Below are 13076 nucleotides of genomic sequence, written 5' to 3'. Positions count from 1 at the left end.
CTTGAAGGCCTTGCGATAGCTGGGGGCCTTTTCAGTGAAGGCAAAGACCTTCTTGGGGGCTTTGCGCCCCTTTCTTTCATAGATGCCCGGCGTCATCCGGCCACCAGCCCGTGGCGTGAAGTATCGCGCAGCCGATGAGCGGCGCTTGCGGGCGGCGGAGGTCTTGGTCTCATTCTGGGCTGCATCGCCCTGAGCCTTGAGGCCGGACAAGACCTTTTGAATTTGACCGGGTGAGACATTCCCGTGCTTGTTCTTGCGGGCATGTTTGGTTGGCACAACGTATCCCGCACCAAGCCTGGCATTCAACAGCCGTTCCAGACCGGTCTTGGCCCTGGGGCCGCCCTCCACTTGGCGCAACAGATAGTCCTTACGGGCGGCGGCGAATTTGCGTTCAATCTTGATTTGCAATCGGCGTTTGGTCGCACGGCGAAAATGAAAGGCGTTGAGCGTCCAGCGCGTCGGATTGTGGAAAGCCCGGCGCACATGGCGCTTGTTTAGCTCTATCAGATCCTTGCCGGTGTCATTGAGGGCAATAGAGGTGGCAAAGGGCAGTTGTCGCTGTGCTGCAGCTGATAGATCGCCCTCAACATCGCGCAGGTTGGAATGAAGGCTCATTTGCATGGCGGAGAGTGACCTATCAAAGGATGGCTGGACAATGCATCGCGACGATTGCAACCTTTTGTGAAGGACCGCTCCCAGCCCAATTCAGCCGACTCTTGATGCGATGATTGCAAGCCGCAGCATACGACACGAAGGGCGGAAACCGGACCTTCGCTGCACCTGCTCGTATCAAACCCCAATTGGGTAAAAGCGGCCGTTCACAGATCCCAGCATCTGGCCGCCTTTGCTGCGGCCTGCACCAAAGGCGGCAATGCGCAGATAGCGACCTTTGCAACAGCGGTCCCGTAGCCCACTCCCATGAGAAACATGCGAACTAAGAAGCTGCAATGCCGAAAGCAAAGCTGGCCTACCCCTGAAATACGGACAAAGCGAATCCAAGCGAACCCCTCATGAAGAGAGCAAAGAGCGAGAAATATCCCAAAAATCTTGTGGATAAGGCTGTGAATAACTCTGTATATTCAGGCCTTCAGTTACATGATCGTAAATTGGAGGAAATTGGAAAGGTTTGATTAAGCACTCCATCCGAAAGCTGGCCCATGACGCCAATGGAGCAAGATCGTGCCTACATACGCTAAAGTCATGGAGATTCTGTTAGAACAGAACGCTTTTGAAAAGCGAGAAGAGCAAAGAAACAGCTACGAGAGGTCCTTGGAAGCCGCTCGTAGAGCCACAGCAAAACGATGCATTCGACGGAAATCTATCGAAGCCACTAGTCGCTTGCCATCGCGCTCATAAGCAATCCGATCAATGCGGCCCGCGTTTCACTAAAACCTTCCCGTTCTGCTGCAGACGCGGCAACCAACAAGTGGTTCCGGTAGATATCATCCAGGGCTCGTTTGGAAAACACAAGTCAAGGCTTGGGTCAAACAACTCGTCTTGAACATTACGCTCGGACATTGGGCCACCCACTTAAAAACTAACGTTCACGGTATTTGGTGGGGTTTGCCCACCCGGCTGCTATATAAAGCTTAATTTGGGTAAATAGAATGTTAACGCCCGTGTCTTAGGGTTCAGATAGGCAAAAGCCTTCCCCAGTCTGTAGCCTATTGGCTACTGCACGGCGAAGGAAAGCTTCGCACGGCCCGTTTTCAGGTGCTCAAACAAGTGCGAATGGCAGCGATGCGCAGAAACTGATCTTTGCAAAGTCGAGGAACAATCACAAAGCCGAAATCCAGAAAACTGAAAGGGCACTCTCCAGCGTGTCCACATCCGTATAGTTAGTTGTGCCATCCCGGATGATCACATAGAGGCCTAAAGCAAAAAAAGCCCTCTCGAAAAAGAGAGGGCTTTTTGCATTTTCGCGTTTCGCACCAAAGTCTGGCGGCGATTTTTGCGTCTTATGAGTTCAGGCTCGCATGGCATTCTTTAGCCACTGCAACTGCTGCGACCGCGCCTGCCATTGAAAAGTTTACTTCGAGTTTGGCATTCGGGAAATCCATGGTCTGTTTGCCGTCAGTGGCAAGTGCAGCGATGTCCAGATTGCGGGCCGGAATGTAAATACCGCTGTATGCGGTGTAGGCTTTGCGGTGCGCGCGCTTGATGCGACCCTTGTAGGTTGTGCCATTGACCTCAACGGTTACAACCTGCTTGTCACCTTGCCCGCGCAATTCTTCAGGCAGCTTTGTGAAGATGCCCAGATAGGCGCGCTTGCCTCTTGGCCCCAGGCCAATCTGAACGGCATTGCCCGCCACGTCGAATTTCTCGACCATGCAGGTGTTGCGCTCGATGTCCTGGAGTACACGCCACTCACCAACCTGGTTGTAAAACACAAAGCCTTTTGCGCCAGGGATGGGAGCATCGGTTTGGTTGCCATCGTCATTCGCGACGGCTGCGGTGGCCAAAAGCGTGGCCATGACACCGCTCGCAATCAGTTTAACAAATTTCATAGTTAGATCCTTCCCAACAAACCGACATTCCCCAAGTAGAATGATTCCCAAAGTAGAATGCCTTCCTCCACATTTTGTTGCTGTTTTGTGTGCAAATCAAGCCTCTTAAAGAAGCTCTGCATTAATACGGGCATTTGGCGCATGACTTGACGGTGACTGCTAGTCTCGGGTGTGCGATTGATCCGGCTTTTGGGCTGGTCGACACCCATTTGGTAAAACCTGTGAAGCCGTTTTTCTTGAAGTTTTATTTTTGTCGCCATCATTACGGGAACCTGAGCAGCCCCTTTTAAAAAAGCGAACGGCGCGTAATACTGGCAAAGATGACCACGCAGTGAGGTGAATTGCGTCTACTTAATCATCTTTCGTTCTTTGTTTGGGCTGTTTGCGGATCATCAGCTTTCGCTGAGAAACCCAACACTTATCAAACAATGAACCAATATTTCTTGCTGAGTGTTTGGTGAAAACGGCTTTCGCGTACTGCTAAGACAGCTTACTCGGCCATGCGCAATAAAGAATCGAAAGAAGAAGTCCAAGAGAGTTTGGAAATTTTTCGATGTCAGGTTTTCATGTTTTTCAATCTGCTCGGCCGCTTCTGATTCGTCGATCTGAAAAACAAATTCATGCTGCTTCGCTCCCTTTTTGCAGAGCCCGATCTCGACAAAGAAATCACCTCCCTCTGGTCCTGCGTACCGAAAATCAGGGTCAGGTCCAGATGTCGAAGCCAGCTGACTTACGACACGTTTGTAAAGAAGTAGGCTGATCTGTGCAGCTAACTTACGTTCGACACTTCTTAGTTGGTATAGCTTCAAGTTTCGCTGCTCCTTGCACTCTGGAAAGTATTACCAATACTCTGTTTTCATAAACAAATTTGTCTAGGAATACAGTGCGGAATTGAAGCGGTCATTGGCTTAGTTGCAGCGAACGGCAACTTCGTCCGCACTGCTGCCTCTGGCCAACAAGAATGCTGCGCAATGTGTTGAACGGCTGCTTCGGGGAAGCTGCAACGCAGCGCTTGGATATCTGGCCAACGGCAGGTGTGGGCCGTTCGCGACCGTGATGGGAGGTGGAAGCGGTCCGAATTGCTGCACCATGCACATTTCGGCACGAAGGGCGGGTTCCGGCCATTCGCCGCACCTGCGAGAGGTTCGTGCCAGAGTGGAGCAAGCGGCCATTCACCACCCCTTTGATCATTGCGTCGATGCTGCGCACTGCACCAAGGGCAGCAATGCGCAGGAAGTGATCTTTGCAAAGTCAGGCCTTCAACCTACAAAAACGGCGGAGAACGCTGCAGCGCTGCGTGAGAAGCGGTCATTGATGGAGGCTGCAGCAAAATCTGGGGTTAGAGGTCGGCAGCGCGGAGTGGGTGGGTGCAGGTTAAGCTCTTGGGATAATGGTTATCACAGTCGCTTGCCTATATCGTGATTTTCGAAAGTCGGCAATTCCACCGACCTGGACACTGTGCTTCTCAGTTGCCGCCGTCAGTTGGAGAGCATAAGTTCTGAGACCAACGACACTCGCCTCCCAAACCATTTACAAGAGACCAGTCCGGCATTGCAGGCCGACTTGGTTGAATTACAATGCGCGTAATGCAATGGCCTTCATGCCCTCGTAGGAGAGTAGTCGAAACAAAGGACCGTTGGAGTGAATTATCAGGGGCGGGCAAATCGAACCAAATATGATCACCCCCGAGTCCGTGCTTACCATCTATGACAACCAACGACCGTCCATTTTTTAACTGATATCCGAATGCTCGGGAACTGTCTTGCTCGGGCCCTCCGATGATCCGCGGTGATCCATAGACCCAAGCGACAAGTTGTTCAGGGAATTGTACATACCGAAATAATAAAGGTTTGGGCTTAATAGGAGAGCAAGTACCTTGGTTGCACTCTTCCGTTATCGCGCACTCGATGTCGGGAACGGCATCACGCGCAAAGCTCATTTGAGCAATGAAGATTAGTACAGCTGAAATACCCGTCGAACGAACTAGAAAGTCCCCATAACAGAGTTTTCGTCGATTATGCTTCATCAAAACCTTCATAATTAATAACATGATCTGTGAGCCGGCGTCTTGGCTATCAGACACCTGAAAACATCACATTGCAGAACTTGCAATTTTTTTACAGGCTTGCATCGAACAATCGGACATTCGCTCCGACACGACCAAAGATCAGAAAGGCCTCAGAGCTGCCTTTGATAGTTTAAACCGAACTTTTTCAGTGTGAAGGTCCGCCCTTGGGAAGTCGAGACAAATAGTTGGCACCTGCGGCATCGGAGATCACAGCCGTACGACATCGGTCACTTTGGGCTGACACCGGTCATCGGGTGTAGCGTGCCAGATCAGTGAAACGCACCAGGATGAAGATTCCACTGCCGCGCCGCCGCATGTCGGCTTCGAGCCCTTTCTCGCAAATGCTGCAACATGACCGAAGGGACACGAACTGCCAAAAGCGGACTAACGGCAAGATACGATTGCCTTGGAGCGTTCTGACCTCACCGTGGTGTTTGGTCGTTGATTTGCATCAATGACCCAAAACTGCAAGTTTGCCAGAACTTAGTTCTCTGTAACTCGAAAATGAATGTGACAGCATGCCCAAAGAGCCTCAACATGGACAGAACGGCGGCCCCATCGAGCCGCGATGGCAGGTATGGGCTCTGCTTTTCAGTTTTTTTCTGATGGTTCTGGTCTCGGGCTTTTTGTTCGACTCCGGGCCGGTTCAGACCACCTTACCTTACAGCACTGTCAAGCAAATGATCCGAGACGGTCAGGTCGTTTCGGTGGATATGAAAGAGCATTCCATTGTCGTTACCACCGACACTGCGGATGCGGAAAGCCCCGAAGTCTTCCGCGCCATAACCCCATCCCAAGGCGACTCCAATCTGCTTGCGCTTTTGGAAGCGCGCGGCGTCGAGATCCGCGCCGAAGAACCTACCGGTGGCTCGATCCTGTCCTACATCCTGCCCTGGATCCTGATCCTTGGGGTCTATTTGTGGCTGCAGCGGCGCATGATGGGCAACATTGCCGGCGGGCCGGGCGGCGTGGCAGGCGGGCTTTTGGGCGGACGTTTTACCAAACCCAGTTCAACGCGTGAAAAAATCACCTTCGACGATGTCGCAGGCCAGGACCAGGCCAAGCGGGAGGTCGCCGAACTGGTCGATTTCCTGCGCGAGCCCGAGCGGTTTGAACGGGTCGGCGCCGAAGTGCCGCATGGAGTCCTGCTGGTCGGCCCGCCCGGCACAGGCAAGACATTGTTGGCCAAGGCGCTGGCAGGCGAGGCGGATGTCCCGTTCTTTTCCACCTCGGGTTCGGAATTCATTGAAATCTTCGTGGGCGTCGGCGCGGGCCGGGTGCGAAAGATGTTCGAGGCCGCGCGCAAGGCTGCCCCGGCGATCATCTTCATCGACGAGCTCGACAGCATCGGGCGCACTCGTGGCACCGGCCTTGGTGGCGGCCATGACGAGCGCGAGCAGACTTTGAACCAGATCCTGGCTGAACTGGATGGTTTCGCCGCACGCGAGGCAGTTGTCGTGCTGGCCGCGACCAACCGGCCTGACGTGCTGGACCCTGCACTGTTGCGTCCGGGTCGTTTTGACCGCCACGTCACGCTGCATCTGCCCGACAGGACGGCGCGCCGCGCGATCCTCGATATCCATGCCAGAAAGCTGCCACTGGACGACACCGGCGATCTGGACATCATGGCGGCGGGCACGCCGGGGTTTTCCGGTGCCGATCTGAAGAACCTTTTGAACGAAGCGGCGATCAACGCAGCGCGGCGCGACGACAGCCTGATCACCCGCAATGACTTGGGCGACGCGCGCGACAAAGTGATGATGGGCACAGTACGCTCGCTTGCGATCCGCCCGGAAGAGAAGCACCGCCTGGCCGTGCACGAGACCGGTCATACCGCGGCGGCCTATTTCACCCCGGGGGCCGACCCGCTCTACAAGGTCACGATTATTCCGCGCCGCCATGCCCTGGGCGGCACCCATATGCTGCCCGAAAGCGAACGTCACACGCTGGATGAAGACTATCTGCGCGGCCAGCTTGTCACCCTTCTGGCCGGGCGTGCCGCCGAAAAGCTTCTGATCGGCACGGTCAGTTCCGGGGCTGACGATGATATTCGCCGGGCGACCGATCTGGCCCGGTCGATGGTGGCGCGCTGGGGCATGACTGAAGAGCTGGGCCCGGTCGATCTGCGGCAATCCGAGGATCACCCGTTCCTTGGCCAGTCCATTGCGCAGCCGAGGGATTACGCGGATGCGACCGCGGCACAGGTCGATGCGGCGGTGATAGCGTTGCTGAAAGAGGCCGAAGCGCAGGCGACGGGCATTCTTTCCGAGCACCGGCCACAGGTCGAATTGCTTGTGTCATCTCTGGAGACAAAAGAGACGCTGAATTTCGATGAAATACGGCGCAGCCTGGACCCCGACAGCAAGGTGACACCGTTGAAACGCCCACCGCGCGGGTTCGACAAAATCCCGCCTGTGCGCTGAGCAACCCGCTGGCGCGCGGCGGCCAGTTCCCCATCAGCACCCAAAATGTGCCTCCAACCTGTCAAAAGCAAGGTTGATCGCGTCATCTTCGACGCAATAGGCCATGCGGACGTGATGCTCGCCCGAAGGGCCGAAGGCGCTGCCGGGGGTGACGGTGACGCGGGCCTGGTTCAACAGGTCGTGCGAGAACTGAACGGAATTGTCATGATCCGTGACGACGCGCGGAAACACGTAATAGGCGCCTTGGGGCTTTTGATAGCGGAACACATGCGGCAGACGATCGAGCCGTTCGCAGATCAGCGCGCGGCGCCGGGTGAGGACACGTTGAAAGCTATCCAGGTGTGCGGGTTCGTTTTCAAGGGCGGTAAGGGCGGCGATCTGGCTGATCCGCGGCGTGCAGATCATCGTCAGATCATGAATTTTTACGACCTCTAGCAGCAGCGCCTCGGGTACAATCATATATCCCGCGCGCCAACCGCTCATTGCGTAAGCCTTTGAGAAGGTGAAAAGATAGGCGATGTGGTCAGCAAATTCAGGGTCTGCCGCAAGGTTGAAATACCGGTCGCGGTTTTCGTAGGTAAAGTGGCTGTAAGGATCGTCAAGGATGATCAGCAATCCGTGGTCCCTGGCAATCTTCGCGGCGGCACGCAGGGTGGCCTGGGACAGGATGGCACCGGTCGGGTTCGAGGGCGTGACCAGAATGATCGCCTTGGTGCGTGGACCGATCAGCCCGGGCAGAGAGCCGATGTCCAGCTCCCATCCGTTCGCTTCGTTCATCTGCCAGAAAACCGGCACGCCGCCGTTGAATCGGATCTGGCTGATATGTGACACGAATCCCGGGTCGGTAACGATCACCTCGTCGCCGGGATTGATGATGGCTTGCAGCAGGGTCTGCAACCCCTCCATTTTGCCCGCCGAGATCATCACGCGGCTTTCGGGATCGACGCTTTGCCCGGTACGGCGTTGGTGTTCGCGAGCCGCAGCCGCGCGCAACCCCGGCAAGCCGCCGGGCAAGGCGTACATGCCGATCTGCGGGTCATCTTCCAATGCGCGCGCAACTGCGGCCCGGATCGGCGCTGGCGTCGGGAAAGACGGCAGCCCCCACGCCAGTGAGGCCGCGCCGGGCACCCTGGCGCTGAGGATCGACATTTCCTTGATCGCCGACATCGCAAGCTGTTGCGATCGTGCGGCGATCAGGCGGCTCCTTGGTGATGTGTTTTGGTTCACGATACACCTCATAACTTTCGCGCGGGGGCAGGAATTCCTTGGTTGGCGGCAGGCCTAGCAGGATACGAGACTTCGGTCCTGTCGCCTTGATTCAGATCAAATTTCTGACTTCAGGGTGCGGCAGAGATCTGGGTCGAGTGCGCGATTGACGCCTCACCCTGGGCCGCGCCCAGCACCAGAACCGGACACCGGGCCACAGCGAGCACGTGCCGCAACTGGTCATGCGTATGGAATGGTCCGGCGGACAGGTCCAGCACGACAGCGGAGGCATTCGTTCTGTTGATAAACGCCAGCAAGTCGGCTTCGGAGGCAAACCGTTCACGTTGCTGCGATTGTACATCGTTCAACTCGGGGATTTCCGGGCCAATTGACAAGGCAACGAGGTCGGCCCGCAACCTTTTTGCCAAGTCCAGGGCAAGGCCTGCTGCACTCTGCGCTGCCGCACCGGGCGGGGTTATCAGTACGAGCTTGCCAGCCTGGCGATGGATTTCACGATGCCCTAGCAACAGAATATCCCAACCCGTCGCCGCTTCGCATAACCCGCTGATCAATTCGCCGTGGCGGCGTTCGAACGACCATTTGCGCGCCGTGGTCCGGGCCAATCCCACCAAGGCATTGCGAAACGCTTTGGCGTCGCTTTCAATCAAACTCCGGATCTGTTGGCACGATGGCACGACGACAAGCGTGCCGCCGGAGGTCACGACGCGCTGCCCAGGCAAATCGAAAGCCTCGGTTACGATGGTTTCTTCGATGAGCATGCCGCCCAAATCCCCGACCAGGGTTTCCGTCAACTGCTCTGCCAGTCGCAACGCAGCCTGCGCATCGGCGAAGCAACTGGCGCCGATCAGCAAACGTTTTTGCGGTTCTGTCCGCGCGGTCATTTGTCCGTTCCGTCTTCGTCTGACTTCGCAGGGCGGGCAAACGCCTTGCGCGTCTCGGCAAACCCGCGTAGCCGGTCCTCGACAAGAGCATTGACCGAACCTTCGGGAAAGCAACCGTCCTTGTCGCGTATGCCGGCTTCGGTCCCGGTCAGAATTGCGATGCCCTGATCAATCGTCTCCACCGGGATTACCCGGAACTTTCCGGCTTCAGCGGCCTCGACGACATTGGATCGCAACATCAGATGCTCGATATTGGATTTCGGGATCAGCACACCTTGATCCCCCGTCAAACCGCGCGCGACGCAAGTTTCGAAGAAACCTTCGATCTTTTCGTTGACGCCGCCGATGGCCTGCACCTCGCCGGTCTGATTGACCGAGCCGGTCACCGCCAGCCCCTGCCGGATTGGCAGGCCTGACAACGCCGACAGCAGCGCATAGAGTTCGGCTGACGAGGCACTATCGCCGTCGATACCGCCATAGCTTTGCTCAAACACCAGACTGGCATGCAGCGAAAACGGCACGTCGAGCGCGTAGGTCGAGGTCAGATATCCGGCGAGGATCATCACGCCCTTGGAATGCAGCGGTCCGCCCAGTTCAACCTCGCGTTCGATATCGACAAGTTTTCCAGCCCCCATCCGCACCCGGGCGGTGATCCGGGACGGTCGGCCAAAACGATAGTCACCCAAGCCAATGACTGCCAACCCGTTGATCTGGCCCGTTTTTGCGCCGTCGGTGTCGATCAGAACCGTCTTGCGGGTGATTGCCTCTTGCATCCGATCCTTGATCCGCGAGGCACGTCTGTCCTTTTCGACCACGGCACGATCAATATCGCCATCGTCGATGAATTCGCTGCCACGACCTGTGGCGTAATGATCGGCCTCGCAGATAAAATCCGACAAAGCCCCCAATCGCAGCGACAGTTTCTGGCTGTCATCGGCCAGCCGTGTCGCCTCGTCCAGTAGCCGCGCAACGCCCGCGGCCGTCATCGGGCGCAGGCCCTCGCGCAAGGCAAAAGAGCCCACCAGACGCGCGAACAGAACCAGGTTATCCTCTGTCCGGTCGACCACATCCTCGAAATCCGCCTGCAGCTTGAAAAGCTCGCTGAATTCCGGGTCAAGCAGCACCAATAGGGCATACAACCGACTGTCGCCGACCAGAACCACGCGCAGATCCAACGGGATCGGATCAGGTTCCAGCGACGTGGTTGAAATCAAGCTCAACCGCTCCGCCATCGACGTGATCGTGATTGCCTGGTTCTTCAGACAACGCTTGAGAGCGTCCCAGGCATAGGGTTCGCTGAGCACCCGGCGCGCATCCATCACCAGATAGCCACCGTTGGCACGGTGCAGCGCTCCGGGCCGGATCATGGAAAAATTCGTCATCAGCGAGCCCATGTGCGAAACATGCTCGATCCGTCCCGTTACCCGGTCGAGCGTTGGCAGGTCCTCGGTCTCGACCGGTGCGCCGGCCCGTGCCTCGCGGTCTTGCGACACCATCACGTTCACGACATAGCGTTCAAATTCCGGCTCGCGGTGGTACTTGCGGATCGCCTGGGGGAAGGGGCCGTCGCTTTGCTCGGCTGCCGCTTGCAGAAACAGTTCTGCGTTCGAGATGATATCCTCACGGACTGTTTCAAGGTATTCGGCCACTACCTCGATAGCCTGCAAGTCTGCCTCGACCTCCGCCACACGGGCAGACACTGCGCGTTCCGCCATCGCGGCATTCAGGCGCTCAACGCGTTTGCGATGCTCTTTTTCGAGCTTTGGCTCTTGGCCCAGCACGGCGGCCAAGTCTTCCTGCAGACGCGCGATCTTTTCGTCGATCTGCGCCTGTTCGTCCTCGCTGAGCTTTTGGTAATCCTCGGCCTTGACCGGCTTGCCGTCTCGGATCGCAGTCAGCAGGAAGCCCATTGGCGTCCGCAGAAGAGCAATATCCTCGGCCTTGGCGCGGTCGGCGAACGCGGCCATCGCCGCTGCCTGCGCCTCACCGAGTTCCTGTTCGATGGCTCGGCGTTGGGTCTGATATTCTTCAGACTCGAACAGCGCGGGAATGTCACTACCCAGATCATCGATCAGGTTCTGCATAGTGTGCTTCACAGTCAGCGCCGTTCCCGGTGGCAGACGCAGCGCCTTGGGTTTGTGCGCTGCCTCGAAGTTGTTCACATAGGCCCAATCTGGCGGCAGTTCCCGTGTCGCGGCCTGGTCGCTCAGAAGCTTCAGAACGGCCGTGTGCCGCCCTGTTCCGGTCGGCCCCAAGACAAAAAGGTTGAAATCGCGATGAGTTATTTTCGATGACAAGCAAATGGCGTCCAATGCGCGCGCCTGACCAATCAGTTCGGAATGTTCGGCGAGATCTTTTGTTGATGCAAATGGAAGGGAAGCCGGATCGCAACGCTGTCGCAGCTTGTCAGTGGGCAACGCGTCCATATTGTGGTCTCCAGATCATAGATTTCGCAGCCCAATGGCATGCTAGGTACATTGTTCCGTAGCTTGTTCTGTGGGAATGATCTTAGTCAAGATCGATAACCTTATTCCAGCAGCTAAGCGCAGAAAGCTGACACTAGAGCCTTGACCTGTGGGCCGTCCACGTCGATCAGTCGCACCTTTCCGGTCGAGAGGCTACCGCCCGCCGCAAGACGGCAGCGTGCCCATATTGGCCATCTCAAATCTTCCGGAAGCGCCCGCGAGTTTGCTCTCGTAATTGTGCAGCCTTATGCCCATTTACGTTGCGTTAAGGCATTGTCTGACTTCTCATGGCCACAACCCATTTGCAGGAGATGGTAGATATGGCCGACCGTAAGCTCTACCTTGGCCCCTTAACTGACAACAGGCGTTGGGATATGCTCGACATTCGCCACGACGATGTGTTCGTTGTCACGCCTCCGAAATGTGGAACCACTTGGATGCAAACCATCGTGGCTCTGCTGTTCTCCGGCGACCCAGGTGTTGAAACAGAATTATCCGTCAAAATGCCTTGGGTCGACATTCGCATCCGCGAGATGTCAGAAGTAGCTGAACGGCTCAACGCAATGACCCACCGGCGCGCTATGAAAAGCCATACGCCGATGGACGGGCTGCCTTTGGATGATCAAGCACAATACCTTTGCGTGTTTCGCCATCCGCTTGATGCGCATTTCTCGTTTCGTAAACACGTGCGCAACATCCCAATGTCGTTGTTCGATTCCTGGTATCCAGAGGCCGATGTCGATGGCGTCACATTTCGCCGCTTTCTGGACGGTGGCGCAGAAGGGTTTGATGGCGATGCCATGCCGCTTGCACACATTATCCAACACTACAAAGCCGCTACCGCACTGGCAGATCGGCCCAATGTGTCATTGTTTCACTACGCAGATATGACCCGTGATTTGCCGGGCACCTTTGCCAAACTAGCCGACCTACTGGACATATCGCATCCTCCTCATGTTTTGGATCAATTGATTCACGCTGCGACCTTCAACAATATGAAAGCCAATGCCGGGCGTTTCGCTCCTTCCGGGGGGAAAGGGTTCATGAAGTCGGACACAGATTTTTTCCACAGCGGCTCAAGCGGAAAATGGGATGGCGAACTGACGGACATAGAGTTGCAAGCATACAACGTTATGATGGACGATCGTCTGACGTCAAAGGAACGGGCATGGCTGGAGTTTGGTGTAGAGGGGTTCTCGAACGACTAGCCCCCGAGAATCGCAAGAATTTCGCTTCGAGGAACGGCGGCTCATTCCGCAGTGCTGCCCTCTAGTGATCAAAAATGCTGCAACAAGGGGTGAATGGCTGGTTTGGTGATGCTGCACAGCTGCGTGACCTGACGCGGCCAAAGCAGGCACTGTGTTTCGTCGAATTTGTTGAGACGCTGAAGACGGCGTGCGTAAATCGGGATTACGGACGCATTTTTTACGCTACATTATGTCTATATATTTGCAAATTAATAATAAAAAGAGGCCTCTCGACCGCACCAAGGCTGTCCAGTAAGT

Annotated in this window: 8 protein-coding genes; 2 read left to right on the top strand and 6 right to left on the bottom strand. The window is 56.1% G+C overall.

What is annotated here, in order from left to right; translation table 11 throughout:
• The 3 genes from B4968_RS22370 to B4968_RS22355 form a co-directional block, all read right to left on the bottom strand.
• A partial coding sequence (locus tag B4968_RS22370; protein ID WP_139792989.1) for a hypothetical protein occupies positions 1 to 621 on the bottom strand: 621 nt, incomplete at its 3' end.
• A 1337-nt stretch (positions 622 to 1958) separates the two neighbouring features.
• Positions 1959 to 2507, bottom strand: coding sequence for a hypothetical protein (locus tag B4968_RS22365; protein WP_083101386.1), 549 nt, complete (start codon positions 2505 to 2507; stop codon positions 1959 to 1961).
• A gap of 392 nt (positions 2508 to 2899) precedes the next feature.
• Entirely contained in the window at positions 2900 to 3316 is a 417-nt protein-coding gene (locus tag B4968_RS22355; RefSeq protein ID WP_083101384.1) for a hypothetical protein, read from the bottom strand.
• Positions 3317 to 5093: 1777 nt separating this feature from the next.
• Between B4968_RS22355 and ftsH the strand changes: the two genes are divergently transcribed.
• A complete protein-coding gene (gene ftsH / locus B4968_RS22350) occupies positions 5094 to 6998 on the top strand; it encodes an ATP-dependent zinc metalloprotease FtsH (RefSeq protein WP_083101383.1) in 1905 nt (634 codons plus the stop codon).
• A gap of 33 nt (positions 6999 to 7031) precedes the next feature.
• On the opposite strand, the gene B4968_RS22345 is transcribed toward ftsH, so the two are convergent.
• The 3 genes from B4968_RS22345 to B4968_RS22335 form a co-directional block, all read right to left on the bottom strand.
• Positions 7032 to 8225: a pyridoxal phosphate-dependent aminotransferase gene (locus tag B4968_RS22345; RefSeq protein ID WP_161492650.1), complete on the bottom strand. Its 1194-nt coding sequence runs from the start codon at positions 8223 to 8225 to the stop codon at positions 7032 to 7034.
• A 110-nt stretch (positions 8226 to 8335) separates the two neighbouring features.
• A complete protein-coding gene (locus B4968_RS22340) occupies positions 8336 to 9106 on the bottom strand; it encodes a hypothetical protein (RefSeq protein WP_083101381.1) in 771 nt (256 codons plus the stop codon).
• Entirely contained in the window at positions 9103 to 11403 is a 2301-nt protein-coding gene (locus B4968_RS22335; RefSeq protein WP_338153337.1) for a Lon protease family protein, read from the bottom strand. Before B4968_RS22335 ends, B4968_RS22340 begins: the two co-directional genes overlap by 4 nt.
• Positions 11404 to 11891: 488 nt before the next feature.
• On the opposite strand from B4968_RS22335, the gene B4968_RS22330 reads away from it, so the two are divergent.
• Entirely contained in the window at positions 11892 to 12779 is an 888-nt protein-coding gene (locus B4968_RS22330; protein WP_161492649.1) for a sulfotransferase domain-containing protein, read from the top strand.
• The last annotated feature ends 297 nt before the right edge of the window (positions 12780 to 13076 follow it).

It is taken from the genome of Pseudophaeobacter leonis, from assembly GCF_002087335.1.
GTDB lineage: Bacteria > Pseudomonadota > Alphaproteobacteria > Rhodobacterales > Rhodobacteraceae > Pseudophaeobacter > Pseudophaeobacter leonis.
Note: the sequence above shows the minus strand (reverse complement) of the source record. Positions and strands in the feature narration are given on the sequence as shown.

Coding starts and splice junctions, on each gene's coding strand:
- B4968_RS22365 (WP_083101386.1), bottom strand. CDS start 2,507: ATGAAATTTGTTAAACTGATTGCGAGCGGTGTCATGGCCACGCTTTTG.
- ftsH (WP_083101383.1), top strand. CDS start 5,094: ATGCCCAAAGAGCCTCAACATGGACAGAACGGCGGCCCCATCGAGCCG.
- B4968_RS22340 (WP_083101381.1), bottom strand. CDS start 9,106: ATGACCGCGCGGACAGAACCGCAAAAACGTTTGCTGATCGGCGCCAGT.
- B4968_RS22330 (WP_161492649.1), top strand. CDS start 11,892: ATGGCCGACCGTAAGCTCTACCTTGGCCCCTTAACTGACAACAGGCGT.